Consider the following 17,513-nt stretch of genomic DNA (forward strand, 5'->3'; position numbering starts at 1 on the left):
CGGACCCTGGAACGACGCCGAGGATGGACGCGATGCTCGACGATATCTCGAGGATCTACACCCGGGACATCATCGACACTGGCAAGCAGGTCCACTTCGTCATCCTGCTGTCATTCCTCATCGCCTTCATCATCGTGCGTGTGATCACCCACCGGATCCGGCGCAGCTCCGGCTCGCATATCCATAACATCTCAGCCCGCGGCGTCCATATCCACCACCTCGTCTGGGGCATCCTGCTGCTCCTCGTCACCGGATACGTGGCGATCGCGTTTGACCCGGCGCGTGGCCACAAGCTTCTCGCGATACTCTATGGCATCGGCGCGGCCCTCACGCTCGACGAGTTCGCACTCTGGCTGGACCTCCGAGACGTCTACTGGGCGAAAGAGGGGCGAACCTCGATCGACGCCGTCGTCATCACCACTGTGATCCTGACGATGGCCGTCCTCGGCACCCAGTTCTGGATCGACATCGCCCGCCACATCGCCTGACGATTCCCAATTCCCAATCCCTTAGGGATCAGGAATTTGGGAATTTGGGAATCCCGCCGTTCGCGTCCGGCAGCATCCCCCGCCTTTTGTCATTCTGAGGCCGCAGCCGAAGAATCTCTCCTGTGTTGGACTGGCATCGAACGGGTGGGAGATCCTTCACTACGGTTCAGGATGACAAAGGCACGGGGTGGCTGCCGACCCTATCGCTTGTCATTCTGAGCGCGCACGCGAAGAATCTCTCCTACGCTGGACTGCATCGAACGGGTGGGAGATCCTTCACTGCGGTTCAGGATGACAGAGGCACGGGGTGGCTGCCGACCCTATCGCTTGTCATTCTGAGCGCGCACGCGAAGAATCTCTCCTGTGTTGGACTGGCATCGAACGGGTGGGAGATCCTTCACTGCGGTTCAGGATGACAAAGGCACGGGGTGGCTGTCGGCGCCAACTGCTTGTGGTAGCAGCGTGCTCAGGGCGATTCCTAATCCCTAAGGGATTGGGAATTTAGGAATCCCGTCGTTACAGACCGGCAGCCTCCCGGTCTTCTGTCATTCTGAGCGCGCACGCGAAGAATCTCCCCCAGCGTTGGCGGCTGTCCGACGTAGGAGAGATCCCTCGCTGAGGCTCGGGATGACAAAGGCACGGGGTCGCTACCGGAACCTACTGCTTGTGGTAGCAGCGTGCTCAGGGCGATTCCCAAATTCCTAATTTCCTGACCCCTTAGGGGTTGGGAATTGGGAATCCGGATGGCGCGTCCTCATCCGCCATGCAATGGATCGACGCGGGGGGTGCGCTCTGCGGAGCGCGGACAGGCCTGGTCCTGTCCCTACGAACGACGAACCGGTATCCCCCGTCCCCCGTCCCCCCGTTATGGTTCACTTGCCCGTCGTGAGCGAGCAGACGACTGCCGGTTGGAAACAGATAGCCCGACATCACTTCCCGGCCATCGCCGTCATCGCGCTGGCCAGCGTCGTGATGACCTGGCCGCTTGTGCTGCACATGAGCGACTCGCTCCTCACCTGGGGCGATCCTGTCTTCCAGACCTGGACGATCGGCTGGAACTGGCACGCCCTCACGACCGATCCGTTGCGCATCTTCGACACCAACATTATGTATCCCTGGCGAAACACGCTCGCCTTCGCCGACCACCTCTTCGGCCAGACCGCGCTGGTCCTGCCGGTCATGGCGTTCACCAGCAACGCCGTCCTGGCCGACAACATCTCGGTCCTGCTGGCCTTCTTCCTGACCGGCCTTGCCATGTATCTGCTGGCCTTCGACATCACCGGCAGCCGCGTCGCCGCGCTCGTCGCCGGCCTCGCCTACGCCTTCGCGCCCTCCCGCATGGCGCACCTGGAGCACCTGAACGTCCTCTCGGCCCAGTGGCCGCCGCTGGCGCTGCTCTGCCTGCGGCGAATCGTGATCCCACGACCCGCCCGCTCGTCCGACGCCGCCCGCCTCGATCCCCAGCCGCGCGGCTGGCGCGCCGTCCGTCCGCGCTGGTACGTCCTGCTCGGCCTCGTCTTCTTCCTGCAGGGCCAGTTCGGCATCTACTATCTCTACTTCACGATCGTCGTGCTGGTCATCGCGGCCAGCGTCTGGACCTCCGGCGCGATCCGCGACCGCGACGCGAGCGTCGTCCAGCGGCTGCTGATCGCCGCGGGCGCCTGCGCGATCGCCGGGGCGCTGCTCGTCCCGACGCTGCTGCCCTATCTGCAGCTCAGCGAGGACCTGCACCTCGTCCGCGAACGCATTGAGGTGCAGGACTGGAGCGCCATCCCGCGCGATTATCTTGCCGTCTGGGACAACGACCGGCTCTGGAACGGGCTACTGGCGAGCAATCACCGCCACATCGAGAAGGATCTGTTCCCGGGGCTGCTGGTTGTCCTGCTGGCGCTGGCCGGCCTCGCCAACCGCCGGGCCGGCCGCGACCGCTGGCTGCTGCTGACGCTGACTGTCGTGCCGGTACTGCTCTCGTTCGGGCCGATCCTGCCCATCTCCGGCCATTTCATCCCGATGCCCTACCGCCTCCTCTACGACTATGTCCCCGGCTTTCAGGCGATGCGCGTCGCAGCACGAATGGGCGTGCTGGCGCTCCTCGGGCTGGCCGGCCTGGCTGCGTGTGGCGTCCAGCAGGTCGGCTGGCTGGCCAACGCCCACCTCCCGCGCCTGCGCGGCTACCCGGCCCGGCTGCGGGCGATCCCGTGGCTGCCCGGAGCGCTCGTCGGGCTGGCGCTGGCCGGCGGCGTGCTGCTGGAGGGCGTCACCCGGATCGACCTCCCCGGCCCGCTGCCGGTCCCCGGCCGCGACGCCTCATCCCGACCCGACTACGACTGGCTGCGCGACCACCCCGCTCCGACCATCGAGCTGCCGATGGGCGACGGCCCGGTCGCCTCGTCCTGGCCAAACTACTGGTCGCTCGGCCACTGGAACCAGGTCGTCAACGGCTACTCCGGCAACATCACCCCGACCTACCTGCTGCTGCGGGACCGGATGAACGAGTTCCCCTCGGCAGACACCATCTGGCTATTGCAGGGCATTGGCGTTGAGAACGTCGTCGTCCACTCCGACGACTCCACGCTGCGTCCCCGCGTCGACGCCGCATTGCCGACGACCCCCGAGCTCACCCTCGCCTTCGACGGCCCCGAGGCCATCTTCCGCCTCGCCCCCGACCCATGGATGTGGCGCCTCGCCGACGCGATCCCTGCCGGTCAGACGGTTGATCTGCCGCACGTCGACGCTGACCCTCTCGCCTTCGGCCTCCTCCTCGCCATCCTCCAACGCACCGGCCACAACGTCACCGGCAACGGGACGGTCGGCTACTACACCTTCACGCCGGCCGCCGGCCCGCAGTGCTACGCCATCCTGCCAGCCAGCGACGACCCGGCGGCGTTCGGGTATGGCGGCGCGGAGCGGGTGCGGGAGGATGGTGGGTGGGTGCTGTGGCGTGGGGCGGGGTGTTGAGTGTTGCCAGAAGCAAGAGAGGCCGAACGTAGCATTATGGTTCGCTACAGCAGACTCACCTGTCTGTCGATACGCTTGACGCCGACGAACCATCACCTCCGCGTCCACAATCGAATCCCAGTTCGGCCGCGGTTGCAAAGCAATTATTCGCATCATCTAAGCGACCAAGGAGTTCGAAAGCGACTGCCTTATTGCAGAACACTTGAGGCATGTCTGACCTAAGCTCAAGCACCTTATCGAAATAGATGATCGCCTCCTCATAACGGCCCAGGTTACCGAGCGCGACACCTTTGTTGTATAGCGCCTCGGGATCTGTGCGCAACGCCAGCGCCGCGTCATATGCCGTGATCGCCCCCTCATGACGGCCCAGGTTACCGAGCGCGGCACCCTTGTTGTTCAGCGCCTCGGGATCTGTGCGCAACGCCAGCGCCGCGTCATATGCCGTGATCGCCTCCTCATGACGGCCCAGGTTATCGAGCGCGGCACCCTTGTTGTTCAGCGCCTCGGGATACTCCGCTCGCAACGCCAGCGCCGCGTCATATGCCGTGATCGCCTCCTCATAACGGCCCAGGTTATCGAGCGCGACACCCTTGTTGTTCAGCGCCTCGGGGTACTCCGCTCGCAACGCCAGCGCCGCGTCATATGCCGTGATCGCCTCCTCATGACGGCCCAGGTTATCGAGCGCGACACCCTTGTTGTTCAGCGCCTCGGGATCTGTGCGCAACGCCAGCGCCGCGTCATATGCCGTGATCGCCTCCTCATGACGGCCCAGGTTACGGAGCGCGACACCCTTGTTGTTCAGCGCCTCGGGGTACTCCGCTCGCAACGCCAGCGCCGCGTCATATGCCGTGATCGCCTCCTCATAGCGGCCCAGGTTATCGAGCGCGACACCCTTGTTGTTCAGCGCCTCGGGATCTGTGCGCAACGCCAGCGCCGCGTCATATGCCGTGATCGCCTCCTCATAGCGGCCCAGGTTATCGAGCGCGGCACCCTTGTTGTATAGCGCCTCGGGGATGTTTGGATCGATTGCAAGCGATTTGTCTAGGCAGTTAACAATACGCAATCGATCGTGTTCGGTTTTACTATCTAGTACTGTACTGAGATAGAACAAGCCGGCAGCGTCCGAGTGCGTCGACAGGGAGTCTGCCAACGCGTCGAAATCGCCGCGCGGACCTCCAGTCCGATGCTCGGCGTAATTGACGACAGGCGGTCGGATATACGCAGGCTCGGGCAGAATTGGATCGCGGTTGGCTGGCTTTCCGATGAAGCTGGAGTCTGCAAGCTGGTTCAGGCCGTCATCCAGATTCACCGCCTGACCGAAGACATCACAAACGACAGCCGCCACGCGTTTCCTCGTTACCGGCGCAATTCCAGCATAATCCAGAAGGGTGATCGCCAGGACGACGGTACGCGGACCAATCGCCAACTGATCAAACCGCCCCGTCATTGCTGACAGCGCGTCTGCCATGATGATCGATCCGGGCGTTGGGTACAGTGCCTCTCGTGCAGGGTCCCAGTCGATGTCAGCCGACTCGGCAAGCGTCCGCTTGTCATCGGCGTTCAATGGTTCGAGGCGCAACTTTAGCGGTATGCGTTCGTAGAGCGTCCGCAAGCCACCCCTGAATCCATCACGGACCCTTCGTTGTTCCGGTCCATCACGACAGGTTGCGACGACGACATAATCTGCCACGCTTCCGAGTCGATTACAAAACGTGGTCAAGTCAACGGCGGCATCGACGAAGTCTGTCAGGTTATCCAGCATCAGAATGACACGGCGGCCCGCCAGAATCTTGAACGCATCCGGCTCCGGTGTGGGCTGGTCGATTATCGGCACGACAACGTGATGATCGGGCAGTCGATGAACGATGTCATAGAGTGTCCTCGTCTTACCGTCGGTGGGTTCGCCGAGGAGTACGACACTCTGACGCTCGCCGATCTGGTCCGCAACCTCTTGCTCGTGCCAAGTCGGACCGAAGCCACCTTCTGCAACAATTGAGCGTGGCACGTATTGATCGACAAAGGGGCGTCGATCAAAAGATCGGTGCTTTCTTGGACACCATGGTTCGAAATGAAGGTCGCCAGCGGTGAGTTGCGATGCTGGCTTCGCTAACCTGAACTTGGACTCGTGAATGAGTTTCAAATGATTGGCGCGAGCCCATAGGGTCATGAGGAGAACAATCAGCGCAGCAAGGATGAGCGCAATGCTGAGAATCCAGGACGATGTACTGAGCGCTCGAAGTTCTGGCCGAGTCCCCTCTCGGAACCACTCATAGAGAAAATTGGTCAGCCCGCCAAGAAGCAATACTACGACGACAGCATTCCCGATCGTGCGCAGCAGTGGATAGAGTCGGCCGACGCGGACCGCCATCGTCTGGGACTCCTGCATAGAAATACTACTCACCGCGCGACTGAGGCACGATATGTTTTCGCTATGCTCACCATTCTAGCGCATCGCCACTGAGTACCCGCCGGATAACGAAGGCGATCACCACCTGAAACCAGGTCGAGCGATCGCCTTCTGTTACACCAATCTGCCCCGTGTTTACGGTTACAACTCGCCCGCCAGCGCCGCCCACACCTTCGGGGCGGAGAGGGGCATGTCGAGGTGGGTGATGCCGGCCGGGGCCAGCGCGTCGAGGACGGCGTTGACCATCGCCGGGGTCGAGCCGATCGTCGCCGCCTCGCCGATCCCCTTGGCGCCCATCGGGTTCAGCGGGGTCGTCGTGACGGTGCGGTGCAGATCGAACATCGGGAAGCTGTCGGCGTGCGGCAGCGCGTACTCCATCATCGTGCTGGTCAGGAGGTTGCCGTCGTCGTCGTAGACGGCCTCCTCGTAGAGTGCCTGGCCGATGCCCTGCGCCAGCCCGCCGTGGACCTGCCCCTCAACGAGGGTCGGGCTGATGACGTTGCCGCAGTCGTCGACCGACCAGAAGTGCTGGACATTGACCCTTCCGGTCTCCGGGTCGATCTCGACCTGTGCAATGTGCGTGCCGAACGGGTAGGTTTCGCCCCGCGTCGAGAAGAAGTCGGTCGTGACCAGGCCGGCCTCGATCCCGGCCGGCAGCTCGCCGCCGTAGGCCGCCCCGGCGATCTCGTTGAAGGTCAGCGCGCGGTCGGGCGTGCCCTTCACCCGGTAGGTCCCGGTCGCGCGGTCGTACTCGATGTCGTCCTTATCGACCTCCAGCGAGTGGCCGGCGATCGCCAGCATCTTGTCGCGGATCTTCACCGCAGAGACCATCACCGCCGCGCCGCCGACCGCCAGGCCGCGGCTGCCCATCGTGCCGTTGCCCTGCGGCGTGTTGCCGGTGTCGCCATGGTGAACGATGATGCGGTCGAAGTCGGCCCCCAGCTCGTCGGCGATCATCTGGGCGAACGTCGTCTCCTGCCCCTGGCCGTGCGGCGAGATGCCGGTGAAGATGCTGACCGCCCCGCTTGGGTCGACCCGGATGCTGCTGCTCTCCCACGGCCCGAAGCCGCAGATCTCGACGTAGGACGCCATGCCGATGCCGACCAGCCGGCCCTGCTTGCGGGCCTCCGCCTGCGCTGCCCGCAGCTGCTGGTAGCTGGAGACCTCCAGCGCCTTGTCGAGCGCCTTCTCGTACTCACCGGTGTCGTAGGTGAAGCCGGCCGGCGTGTCGTAGGGGAACTGATCGGGCTGGATGAAGTTCAGCCGCCGCAGCTCGGCCGGGTCCTTGCCCATCTTGTGGGCCAGGATATCGACCGCCCGCTCGATGTAGTAGGCCGCCTCCGGCCGGCCAGCGCCGCGATATGCGCCGATCGCCGAGGTGTTGGTGTAGATCGCCTGCGCCTTCAGGTCGACGTTCGGGATCGCGTAGCAGCCGACCGACATCATCGTCGTGATCGGCGGCATGTCCAGGCCAGACGCGTAGGCCCCGGCGTCGCCGGTGACGTCCAGCCGCAGGCCGGTGATCCGCCCGTCGGCGTCGGCAGCCAGCTCGATCTCGGCCAGCTGGCAGCGCCCGTGGGTCATCGCGGCGAAGTTCTCCGAGCGCGTCTCGGTCCACTTCACCGGCCGGCGCAGCTTGTTGGCAATCGCCGCGGTCGCGAGATCCTCGCGGTAGACCGGGATCTTGGCCCCGAAGCCGCCGCCGACCTCCGGCGCGATCACCCGCACGCTCGACTCGCTCAGCCCCAGCTGCCTGGCGACGTCGCGACGCACCCAGTGAGGCGCCTGGTTGGATGCCCAGACGGTGAGGCCGTTGGTCAGCGGATCCGGCGCGGCGGCGGTGACGCGACCCTCCATCGGGGTCGGCAGCACTCGCTGCGAGCGGATGCGCTGCTTGATCGTCCAGGCAGCGTCGGCGAACGCCTTGTCGGTGTCGCCTCGCGCGCGGCTGTAGCGGATGCCAACGTTGTGGGCGATGCTGTCCCAGACCAGCGGCGAACCTCCCCGCTGGGCCGCTTCGATGTCGACGACGGCCCGCAGCTCCTCGTAGTCGATCTCGACGAGCTCGGCTGCGTCGGTCGCCTGCGCGACGCTCTCCGCGACGACGGCGACAATCGGCTCGCCCGCCCAGCGCGCCTTGCCACGAGCCAGCGGCCAGGTTGTCGGGACCGGGATCGGAGCATCGGCGTCCGGCTCCTCCTCCATCGGCGCGCCCTCGCCGCCGGCGCCGCCCGGCATCGGGCCGCAGAACTCGGCGAGCTGTTCGCTGGTGTAGACGGCAACGACGCCGGGCGCGACTGCCGCGGCCGACGTGTCGATCCCCTTGATCAGTGCGTGGGCATAGGGTGACCGGACGAAGACAACGTGCAACATACCGGACATCTGCAGATCGTCGACATACATCGACGACCCGGTGATAAGTCGAGGATCTTCCTTGCGGCGCACCCGAGCGCCGATCATTGCGCTTCGAACCATCGGTCGCTGATCTCCTTCCAGTCCTGAGGGTGTAGTACCGTATCGGCCGCGGCGCACGCGCCCGCCGACCGGACGACACGTCCTGCGCGCATACGACGCAGAGTACCAGCACTGAGCGGTTTATGGGAGTGGTGAGAGCATGACGAGCACTGCAGAGACGATTGGCACGGCTGTCGAAGCACTGATGTCCGCCGAGGCTGTCCCGGGGGCAGCGGTCGCCGTCGTCGCCGATGGCGAGGTGATCTTTGAACGGGGCTACGGGCTGGCCGACCTCAGCTCGGGACGCCCGGTCACGCCGGACACGGTCTTCGGCATCGGCTCGCTGGGCAAGTCGCTGACGGCGGTGGCGATCATGCAGCTCGTCGCGGACGGACGGCTGGCGCTGGACACGCCGGCCATTGCGCTGCTGCCGGAGCTACGCCTGCCCGAACCGTTCCCAACCTCGGCTATCACCGTCGAGCACCTGCTCAGCCATGCCTCCGGGCTACCGGTCCTGCCGGTGCTCGAGATGTCGCTCGGCTGGCTGGAGGGCAGCGGGCCGATGGACAGCTACGACGACCTGTTCCGCTATCTGGCGACGATGCCGGAGCGGCCGGCCGGCCGGCCGGGCGAGCGCTTCTCGTATTCCAACGACGCCTATGCGCTGCTCGGGGAGATCGTCGAGCGACTGTCGGATGTCAGCTACGCCGACTACCTGCATACACACCTCTTCCAGCCGCTCGGGATGACCCGCTCGACGCTGGCCGATCCGGCCAGGCTTGGCTGGGACGATGTCACCAGCCTCTACGACTACGAGGATGGCCAGCCCGCGTTCCGGCCAGACTGGCCGGCCAGTGCGCTCGTCGCCCCGGCCGGGCTGCACAGATCGACGGCGCGCGACATGGCTCGCTATCTGATGGCGCAGATGCGTGAGATGCCCGGCCTGACCAACATGCAGCGTCGTGAGATGCACAGGCCACGTATCTGGCGCGACGCGGAGACTGGCTATGCGCTGGGCTGGGGCGTGGCGCCTGACTTCCGCGGGGAGCCCGTGCTGGCCCACTCCGGCGGGATCACCGGCGTCTCGTCCCACGCGATCCTGCTGCCAGAGCTCGATGCCGGCGTCATCGCGCTGTTGAACGTCTCCGGCGGCCCGGCCCGCGAGATCGCAGAGGTGGTCGTAACCGAGGCGCTCCAGCTGCCAGCCGCGCGGGAGCTACCCGTCTACAACCCACCAGCGGCGGATCTGGACCGCGTGGTTGGCCGCTACCGGTACGGACGCGACACCGTCGCGGTCGAACGCGATGCGGAGGGGCTGACGATGACACTCGGCGAGCGGCCGGCGGTGCGGCTCACTCCGGCGCGGCGGGACGAGTTCCGGGCAACGCTCGACCGGCGGATCGTGCCGATCGTCTTCCCTGCCGGGGATTCGCCGGCCTCGCTGATATCCGTCATGGCCCGCGTCTGCTGGCGCGAGGAGTAAGCGCGGAGTCCCCTCAATTTGCCATACTGTGTCAGGCGACTCGGCGTCGCCGATTGCGGCCGCCTGGCTCAGGGCGTCGGAAGGATCGCGAGCGCCTGTGCGCTCGCAGACGGGGGATACGATGCGCTGGTTGTTGCCGCGTGAGGACACGTTCTTCGTGTTGTTCGAGCGCTCTGCTGCCTGCATGGTGGCAGCCGGCGAGGCGCTGGAAACGTTCTTCGCTGGCGAGATTTCCGCCGATCGATTCCAACCCCTCGATGACCTCGAGCACGAGGGAGACCAGATCACGCATGAGGTCGTCGGACGCATCTCGCGTACGTTCATCACCCCGATGGACCGCGACGACATCCACCGGCTGATCCACGCATTCGACGACGTTATCGACGCAACCGAGGAGGCCGGCGAGATCGCGCTGCTCTGCAACGTCGAGCAGGTAACCCGATTCGCACAGGAGCTGACCAGCGTTCTCGCGGCAATCTGCAAGGAGGTTGCGACGCTCGTCCCATACCTGCGCGGCGGCGACGGCTACCGCCAGCACATCGTCCACGCTCACGAGTTGGAGAACCAGGGCGATCAGCTCTGGTCACGCGCATTCGCCGCGTTGTTCGAGGGCGAGGTCGATACGATCGACGTGATCAAGTGGAAAGAGATCTATGAAACGCTCGAGAACGCTATCGATGCGTGCGAAGAAGTCGCCCAGATCATGGAAGAGATCATTTACAAGCAAGCGTAACGGTACGGAAGGGTAGCCTTCAGGTGGATCAGGTCCTGCTTCTCCTCGTCCTGGTCTTTGCCGCGGGCATCGCGTTCGATTTCATCAACGGGTTCCACGACACTGCCAACGCCATCGCAACCGTTGTCGCAACCCGCGTCCTTTCGCTCCGGACCGCCGTGCTGATGGCGGCAGGCTTCAACATCATCGGCGCGCTGACCGGCACCGCCGTCGCCAAGACGATCGGCGCCGGGCTGGTGGACGGAAGCTCGATTACCCAGTCAGTCGTGCTGGCAGCGTTGCTCGGAGCGATCGTCTGGAACCTGATCACCTGGTGGTTTGCCATTCCCTCGTCATCGTCGCACGCCCTCATCGGCGGCCTGCTCGGCGCGGGCGCAATCCACGGCGGCATCAAGGTCTGGCAGTGGAGCGGGATCGAGAAGACGCTGATCGCGCTGGTCGGCTCTCCGGTTCTGGGGTTCATCGGCGGCGTGCTGCTGATTACGATCGTCTCCTGGCTGTCGTTTCGTATGCGCCCGACGACCGGCAAGCATGTCTTCCGCGTGCTCCAGCTCTTCTCGGCCAGTTTCATGGCGTTCAGCCACGGCTCGAATGACGCGCAGAAGACGATGGGCATCCTCAGCCTGGCGCTGTTCACCGCCGGCCGGATCGACACATTCCACATCCCGATCTGGGTCATGCTGACTGCGGCAATCGCGATGGGCGCTGGCACGGCGGCCGGCGGCCGGCGGATCATCCACACAATGGGCGACAAGATCATCAAGCTCAACCCGATCCACGGCTTCGCTGCCGAGACGGCCGCCGCCTCTGTCATCTACGTCGCGAGCCACCTCGGCTTCCCGGTCAGCACGACCCACGTCATCTCATCGTCGATCATGGGCGTCGGCTCCGTCCGCGGCCGCGCGGGAGTGCGCTGGGGCGTCGCCCGGACGATCGTCACCGCCTGGGTCGTGACGATCCCCGCCTGCATGTTCGTCTCCGGCGTCTGCTATCTCGTTCTATCAATCTGGTTCGACTAGTTCGTCGTATACCAGAACACAGGGTGGACGATCGGTGCATCGACTGGCACGAAATGTCAGGATGGCAGCCTCCCCGCACCTTGTCATCCTCTGCCCGGGTGCCCCCCTGGGCGATGGCGCCCGCGCAGCCGAAGGATCTCCCTGCGTTCGACTGTATCCAGCCAGGGGAGATTCCTCGCTGCGGCTCGGAATGACAACGAGCGGTGGTGGCTGTCGCACCACAATACAGGACACAGCCTCCCCGCACCTTGTCATCCTCTGCCCGGGTGCCCACTGGGCGATGGCGCCCGCGCAGCCGAAGGATCTCCCTGCGTTCGACTGTATCCAGCCACGGGAGATTCCTCGCTGCGGCTCGGAATGACAACGAGCGGTGGCGCCTGTCGCACCACAGTACAGGACACATCACGCTGGTCGAAGCACTCAGCACCACAGACGGCGGGGGGTGGCTGTCGCGCCACGTTGCATGACATTTCATGCCAGTCGATGCAGTCAGCGACCGAGATGAGGCGATCGTGCAGTTATGCCAGGCGAGATGGTTGACACTTCTCGTTATCATCGGCCTCAGCGTCGTGCCGATCATCGGGTGCGGCAGCGCGGACGCGCCGCTCGATGCCGGGCGACTCGCCAGCGATACGCCCACCCCGACGACGGAGATCATCAGGGGCGCCGTCACGCCCGCCGTGCCGTCGACCCCCGCGCCAACTGAGCCACCCGTCTATCGCACCCCGGATCCAAGCGAGCCGTTCGGATACGGTGAACATCTCCTGATGGCGACTGATACATTGAGCCTGCGCGGTGTTGTCGAATGGAACCAGCTTATCGTTACTGGTTCCGTCGCTGCCATCCTGCCGGCCCGATGGACGACGCCCGATGGCAAGCGGCCTGACAATCCGTGGGAGGTCGTGCCAGAGAAGGTAACGATCGTGACGCCAATCGTGATCGAGCTGGATGCCCCACCCATCCTGAATCGCACATCGGAGAGTCTGGATTCCGGCCGGGTCATCGCATTGATCCATGGCGGCGTCGTTGGTGAGGACAGCGTGGTCATTCAGGTGCCATGGATGCGCTTCACCATCGGTGAGCGAGTTCTCCTCGGGCTGTCTACACGCGCAAACTCGTTTGGGTCAAACCCATCTGGAGCAATCATGGTCGACGGCAGTCCGGGCTGGTGGATCGAAATGAAATGGACGATCAGTGACGATGGATTGGCTACCTCGTATATAGATTCAAAGCCTCTCGTCGATGTCGTGTCAGGGCTCCGCGCCGTCATCGAACCATTCGAATCCGAAGGATGGCCGACTCCTACAAGCTGACGCTTCTCACTATCTGCGGCTTTGGCACGCGGGGTACATCATCAGGACAAGACGCGCGCCTGAGCCAAACAGGATGTCTACCCCCGCTCGTAGCGCGACGGCCGGCCACGGCCACCGGGGCGCTCCCGGTCGCGGGTGCGTGGGCCACGGTCTCGGTCGCGATCGGTCGGACGAGGGGGGCGCTGCTCGGCCGGACGGGCCGGTGGCGGACCACCGTCGCTCGGGCGCGCGATCTCGACGCGGACGTCACGCCCCCGCAGCTTCGTCCGACCCAGCGCCTCGGTGACGCGCTGAACCAGGTCCTCGGGGATCTCGACGAACGAATAGGCGTCCTTGATCTCGATCACGCCGATCCGCTTGCCGGGGATGCGCGCCTCGTTGGCGATCGCGCCGACGATGTCGCTGGGCCGGACGCCGTCCTCGCGGCCGACGTCGAGGAATAGCCGCGCCATGCCCCGCTCTGCTCCCGCCGCGCTGACCGGCAGATCCGTCTCCTCCGGCTCCGGCTGGAGGAGCATCGAGATCGCCGCCGCCGCGATCTGCGCCGGGTCGTAATACGCGGAGAGCTCATCCACCAGCGCCATCGGCCGAGCCAGCTCGTCGGTCTCGATCACCTCGCCGAGCATTGCCGCCAGTCGCTCGCGCTGCTTGGCCGCGACGTCCGACGCCGTCGGCACCCGGCGCGGCTCCAGCCGCTGGCCGACCGCGCTCTCGATCCAGCGCAGCAGCCGGCGCTCGCGCGGCGTCACCAGCGTCATCGCGCTCGCCGGCCCGGCCGGCCCGGCCGGTGCGGCCGATCCGGTGGACGTACGATCTCCGGGTCGCGCGGCAATGTCGAAGTTGATCACGTGCGACACGTGCTCGATATCGAGGCCGCGCGCGGCCACGTCGGTGGCGACCAGCAGCGTCGACCTGGCTGGTCGCGGAAGCGGCTGCATCACGCGGTCGCGCATGCATCTGGCGTCAGGTCGCCATGGAGCGTCTCGGCCGCGATAGGCCGCGCGCGCTGCAGGCCTGCGTCGCCAGTCGAGTCCACCTCGCTCTTGGTGCGGCAGAAGACCATCGCCGAGGTGGGCATCTCGAAGTCGAGCACGCGCGCCAGGACCTCGAACTTGTCGCGCCCGCCGGCCTCGTAGTAGATCTGGCGCACCTGCGGCACGGTCATCTGCTCCGGCCTGGATGGTGATCCGCTCGGCGATCCGTGCATATATTGCTTGGCCAGGCGCGGCGATCCGGGCCGGGCATCGTGGCCGAGAACAGCGCCGTCTGGCGGCCGTCGGGCAGTCTCCTTCAGAATCGCCTCGATATCCTCGATGAAGCCCATGTCGAGCATCTCGTCGGCCTCGTCGAGCACGACAGTGCGCACCTGGTCGAGCTTGAGCGTGCTCGCGGCTGGATGTGGTCGAGCAGGCGGCCGGGCGTGCCGACGACGACGTTCACGCCGCCTGGCGCAGCGCGCGCAGCTGCCGATCGATCGGCTGGCCGCCGTAGACCGGCAGAACGGCGATGATCCCGCTGGTGACTTGCCATAGGCGATGGAACGCCTCGGCCACCTGCACGGCCAGCTCGCGCGTCGGCGTCAGCACCAGCGCCTGCGGGCGCGCGCAGCTCGGGCACCGAGCCGCTCGATGATCGGCAGGCGCGAACGCGCCGGTCTTGCCTGTGCCGGTCTGCGCCTGGGCGATCACGTCACGGCCCTGCATCAGTGGAGGGATCGCCTCGCGCTGTACCGGGGTCGGCTCCTCGAAGCCGATCTCATCGAGCGCCCGCAGGACATCATCGCTCAGTCCCAGTCCCTGAAACCCGCTCGGCATTATCGCCCCCATCGCTGCCTGCATCCGCGGCCACATAGCCACACTAAGAGCATACGTCAGACCACCACCCTAGTCGCGCGCTTTCGGGTACGATGCAGCCCGCAGGCGGCCCATCGTGACGGCCGCATTCGTTGAATACGGGGAGGAAGCAGGATGGCCACGTTCGAACCCGCCAGGCTGGTCAGTGACATGATGAAGCAGTCCGAGCGCCCGGTCATCGGCCCATCGCCGGCCGGCACCATCGGCCTCGGAGCCGGAGACCCCGACTTCCGCACACCGGCGCACGTCCGCCAGGCGATGATCGATGCCGTGAATGAAGGCTACTCGAACTACCCGCCGATGACTGGAGATCCAGATCTGCTCCAGGCGCTGGCCGATTACCTCGAACGACGCTACGAGGTGGACTGGAACACGTCCGACATCACGATCACCAACGGTGGTTCCGGCGCGCTCTATGCCTCGCTGGCCGGCTATCTGAATCCCGGTGACGCGGTCCTGCTCCCCGAGCCAGCCTACTCGCAGTATGCCGACATCACCCGTCTGGTCGGCGCCGGTCATCTGGGTGAAACAGACCGCGACTGGCACCTCGATCCAGACGCCATCCGCGCGGGCAGCTGTGGCGAACCCTCGGGCGAAGATCCTCGTTATCAACAACCCGAACAATCCCACCGGTGTCGTCTATGGTCGGGCGGAGCTGGAGGCTACGGCGGCGGTTGCCGAAGAGTGCAACCTGCTGGTCCTCGCCGACGAGGTTTACGACCACCTGATTCTCGATGACATCGAGTTCGCCTCGACGATGGATATCGAAGGCTTTCAGGGCCGATTGATCTACTGCAACTCGTTCTCCAAGACGTTCGCGATGACCGGCTGGCGGCTCGGCTGGGTTGCCGCCAGCCCGGGCCTGACTCCGCCGATCGCTCGGGTCTCCCGCACGTCTGGCGGCTGGGTCAACTGGGCGCTCCAGCGCGCGGGCATCGCCGCAATGAACGGGCCGATGGAAGAGACCGAGGCGATGCGCGTCGAATACGCCGCCCGCCGCGACCTGATCGAGGAGTTGCTGGACGGCGCGGAAGGAGTCAGCTGGACTCGCCCACAAGGCGCGTTCTACGCCTTCTTCAAGTACGACGCGCCGGTGACGTCTCGCAGGATGTCGGCATTGCTCCGCGAACGTGGCGTCGCCCTTCGATCCGGATCGGAGTACGGTCCCAGTGGCGAGGGCTACATCCGTCTCGCCTTCGCCGCCGACCGCGCCGCGATCACCGAAGGGATGCTCAGGATGCGCTCGACGATGGCCGAGGCGCGCGAGGGAAAGATCTCGTAACGAACGGGCCGGCCTTCACTCCGCAGCCCCAACCTCGGGGCGTGGAGTGGGGGCCGCCTCTTTGTCCGCTATGCCCTGAACCCCGTCGCGACCAGAACCAGCAGCGTGGCGCCGAGGACAAGGCGATAGATGACGAACACGTCGGTGGAGTGACGCTGGAGGAACCGGATCAGGCCGGCGATGGCGAGGTAGCCAACAATCGCCGCGCTGGCGACACCAGCGACGAAGACCCCGTGCTCTCCGGCAGGGATGCCATCGCGGACGAGGCCGATCGTCTCCTTCAGCCCAGCGCCGAGGATGATCGGCACGCCAAGCAGGAACGAGAAGCGTGCTGCCGTTGCGCGCTCGAGGCCGGCGAATAGCCCAGCAGTAATCGTGCTCCCCGAACGCGACACCCCCGGCACGATCGCCAGCATCTGCGCAAGGCCGACCGCCAGCGCCGTCGGCAACCCGATCTGCCGCAGCGAGCGACCCTGGCGTCGCTGGCCGGCACGGTCGGCCACGCCGAGCAGCAAGCCCATCCCCATCAGCAGCAACGCCAGCGCCACCATCGGAGCTGAGCCGATCGGGTCCTGGTGGAAGTGCTTGTCGATACTCGATTCCAGCAGCACCCCGGCCATCGCTGCCGGAATGGTAGCCACGACGATGAATAGCCCGAGCCGGCCCATCTCGTCTTCGGGCAGCCGGCCACGGACGAGGCTTCGCCAGCCGCCGAGGGCTCCACGAGCCATCGCGACGAGATCGCGCCAGAAGTAGACCAGCACCGCGGCAAGCGTCCCGAGGTGCGTCGCGACGTCGAACGCCAACCCGAAAGGTTGCCAGCCGAAGAGCCAGGGAACGATGATCAGGTGCGCAGATGACGACACTGGCAGGAACTCGGTCAGACCCTGAACGATCCCCAGCACAATCGCCCGCACAATGTTGCTATCCACCATGGCCGATTGCCTCTTCCGTCTTCTGTGCCTCCCGCCAGGAGAAGCTCTCGCGCCAGCCAGTAGATCAGCCCGAGTATGGTCGCCGGGAAGTAGAGCGCGGCATGGACGACGATGGCATACGAGAGCGCCAGCGCCCGCGGTATGCCAAGCGCGCCATTGAGCACCAGCAGCACACCGGTCTCGAACGGGCCCACATAGCCGGGCGAGCTGGGTATCAGAGTCGCGAGGTTAGCGACGGCGGTGACCAGCAACACAGCGGCGGGCGAGAGGTCGAGACCGAAGCTCTGGGCGATCAGCAGATACATCGACGCCTCGAGCAGCCATGCGAGGATCGACGTGAGTCCGACCCCGATCATATCCTGCCGGCGCTTCAGAATACCGAGCCCCTCCGCGAATGAATGCGCCAGCTCCTCGAGTTTCGCCCCGGCCCGCTCCGGCAGGACCCGGGCCCCCAGCCCCACGATCGAGGCCGCGGCCCGGGCGCCCGGACGAACACCGTCAATGCGATCATCAACAGCGGAAAGAGGATCAGCGCGATCAGCGCGACTGTTCGCAGGTCGCCGGTGAGCGCGATCGACAACGAGGCGA

The 17,513-nt window shown here is 65.4% G+C and carries 14 protein-coding genes and 1 pseudogene; 8 read left to right on the top strand and 7 right to left on the bottom strand.

All coding sequences use genetic code 11. From position 1 onward, the window contains the following. The first annotated feature begins 32 nt into the window (after nucleotides 1-32). Nucleotides 33-488 (top strand): hypothetical protein, encoded by a 456-nt coding sequence (locus tag V9F06_09745; GenBank protein ID MEI2617899.1) that lies wholly within the window; start codon nucleotides 33-35, stop codon nucleotides 486-488. An 885-nt stretch (nucleotides 489-1,373) separates the two neighbouring features. Beyond that, the gene (locus V9F06_09750) at nucleotides 1,374-3,446 is read left to right on the top strand and encodes a hypothetical protein (protein MEI2617900.1); all 2,073 of its coding nucleotides are present in this window, start codon (nucleotides 1,374-1,376) and stop codon (nucleotides 3,444-3,446) included. A gap of 55 nt (nucleotides 3,447-3,501) precedes the next feature. Here the strand turns inward: V9F06_09750 and V9F06_09755 are convergent, their stop codons facing one another. Both V9F06_09755 and V9F06_09760 read right to left on the bottom strand, forming a co-directional pair. Next, complete coding sequence (locus V9F06_09755) at nucleotides 3,502-5,451, bottom strand: tetratricopeptide repeat protein (GenBank protein MEI2617901.1); 1,950 nt, start codon at nucleotides 5,449-5,451, stop codon at nucleotides 3,502-3,504. Between the two features lie 543 nt (nucleotides 5,452-5,994). Then, the gene (locus tag V9F06_09760) at nucleotides 5,995-8,328 is read right to left on the bottom strand and encodes a xanthine dehydrogenase family protein molybdopterin-binding subunit (GenBank protein MEI2617902.1); all 2,334 of its coding nucleotides are present in this window, start codon (nucleotides 8,326-8,328) and stop codon (nucleotides 5,995-5,997) included. A gap of 139 nt (nucleotides 8,329-8,467) precedes the next feature. On the opposite strand from V9F06_09760, the gene V9F06_09765 reads away from it, so the two are divergent. The 4 genes from V9F06_09765 (at nucleotide 8,468) to V9F06_09780 (ending at nucleotide 12,855) form a co-directional block, all read left to right on the top strand. Beyond that, nucleotides 8,468-9,790 carry a serine hydrolase domain-containing protein gene (locus V9F06_09765; GenBank protein MEI2617903.1) on the top strand — a complete coding sequence of 441 codons (1,323 nt, stop codon included), beginning with the start codon at nucleotides 8,468-8,470 and terminating at the stop codon, nucleotides 9,788-9,790. A gap of 97 nt (nucleotides 9,791-9,887) precedes the next feature. Then, nucleotides 9,888-10,523 (top strand): DUF47 family protein, encoded by a 636-nt coding sequence (locus V9F06_09770; protein ID MEI2617904.1) that lies wholly within the window; start codon nucleotides 9,888-9,890, stop codon nucleotides 10,521-10,523. Nucleotides 10,524-10,546: 23 nt separating this feature from the next. After that, nucleotides 10,547-11,542: an inorganic phosphate transporter gene (locus V9F06_09775; protein MEI2617905.1), complete on the top strand. Its 996-nt coding sequence runs from the start codon at nucleotides 10,547-10,549 to the stop codon at nucleotides 11,540-11,542. A gap of 536 nt (nucleotides 11,543-12,078) precedes the next feature. After that, nucleotides 12,079-12,855 carry a hypothetical protein gene (locus tag V9F06_09780; GenBank protein ID MEI2617906.1) on the top strand — a complete coding sequence of 259 codons (777 nt, stop codon included), beginning with the start codon at nucleotides 12,079-12,081 and terminating at the stop codon, nucleotides 12,853-12,855. Between the two features lie 77 nt (nucleotides 12,856-12,932). Here V9F06_09780 and V9F06_09785 read toward each other — a convergent pair whose 3' ends face one another. The 3 genes from V9F06_09785 to V9F06_09795 all read right to left on the bottom strand — a co-directional run bounded on the left by V9F06_09785 (nucleotide 12,933) and on the right by V9F06_09795 (nucleotide 14,669). Continuing rightward, on the bottom strand, nucleotides 12,933-13,793 hold the full coding sequence (locus V9F06_09785; protein ID MEI2617907.1) for a DbpA RNA binding domain-containing protein: 861 nt from the start codon (nucleotides 13,791-13,793) through the stop codon (nucleotides 12,933-12,935). After that, on the bottom strand, nucleotides 13,793-14,209 hold the full coding sequence (locus tag V9F06_09790; protein MEI2617908.1) for a DEAD/DEAH box helicase: 417 nt from the start codon (nucleotides 14,207-14,209) through the stop codon (nucleotides 13,793-13,795). The genes V9F06_09785 and V9F06_09790 overlap by 1 nt, the downstream gene beginning before the upstream one ends. 82 nt (nucleotides 14,210-14,291) lie before the next feature. Next, on the bottom strand, nucleotides 14,292-14,669 hold the full coding sequence (locus V9F06_09795) for a DEAD/DEAH box helicase (GenBank protein MEI2617909.1): 378 nt from the start codon (nucleotides 14,667-14,669) through the stop codon (nucleotides 14,292-14,294). Between the two features lie 192 nt (nucleotides 14,670-14,861). Here V9F06_09795 and V9F06_09800 point away from each other — a divergent pair. Continuing rightward, nucleotides 14,862-15,263 (top strand): annotated as a pseudogene (locus V9F06_09800) (aminotransferase class I/II-fold pyridoxal phosphate-dependent enzyme). Between the two features lie 22 nt (nucleotides 15,264-15,285). Further along, complete coding sequence (locus tag V9F06_09805) at nucleotides 15,286-15,990, top strand: aminotransferase class I/II-fold pyridoxal phosphate-dependent enzyme (protein ID MEI2617910.1); 705 nt, start codon at nucleotides 15,286-15,288, stop codon at nucleotides 15,988-15,990. 68 nt (nucleotides 15,991-16,058) lie between these two features. Here the strand turns inward: V9F06_09805 and uppP are convergent, their stop codons facing one another. Beyond that, on the bottom strand, nucleotides 16,059-16,925 hold the full coding sequence (gene uppP, locus V9F06_09810; GenBank protein ID MEI2617911.1) for an undecaprenyl-diphosphatase UppP: 867 nt from the start codon (nucleotides 16,923-16,925) through the stop codon (nucleotides 16,059-16,061). Further along, on the bottom strand, nucleotides 16,871-17,513 hold a 643-nt coding region (locus V9F06_09815; protein MEI2617912.1), incomplete at its 5' end, for a lysylphosphatidylglycerol synthase transmembrane domain-containing protein. The genes uppP and V9F06_09815, both read right to left, overlap by 55 nt.

Source organism: Thermomicrobiales bacterium, from assembly GCA_037045155.1.
Classification (GTDB): Bacteria; Chloroflexota; Chloroflexia; order Thermomicrobiales; family CFX8; genus JAMLIA01.

Bases quoted from the DNA above. Each gene is read 5' to 3' on its own strand.
- uppP (MEI2617911.1), bottom strand. From the start codon at position 16,925: ATGGTGGATAGCAACATTGTGCGGGCGATTGTGCTGGGGATCGTTCAG.
- V9F06_09765 (MEI2617903.1), top strand. From the start codon at position 8,468: ATGACGAGCACTGCAGAGACGATTGGCACGGCTGTCGAAGCACTGATG.
- V9F06_09745 (MEI2617899.1), top strand. From the start codon at position 33: ATGCTCGACGATATCTCGAGGATCTACACCCGGGACATCATCGACACT.
- V9F06_09760 (MEI2617902.1), bottom strand. From the start codon at position 8,328: ATGGTTCGAAGCGCAATGATCGGCGCTCGGGTGCGCCGCAAGGAAGAT.
- V9F06_09795 (MEI2617909.1), bottom strand. From the start codon at position 14,669: ATGCCGAGCGGGTTTCAGGGACTGGGACTGAGCGATGATGTCCTGCGG.
- V9F06_09785 (MEI2617907.1), bottom strand. From the start codon at position 13,793: ATGCAGCCGCTTCCGCGACCAGCCAGGTCGACGCTGCTGGTCGCCACC.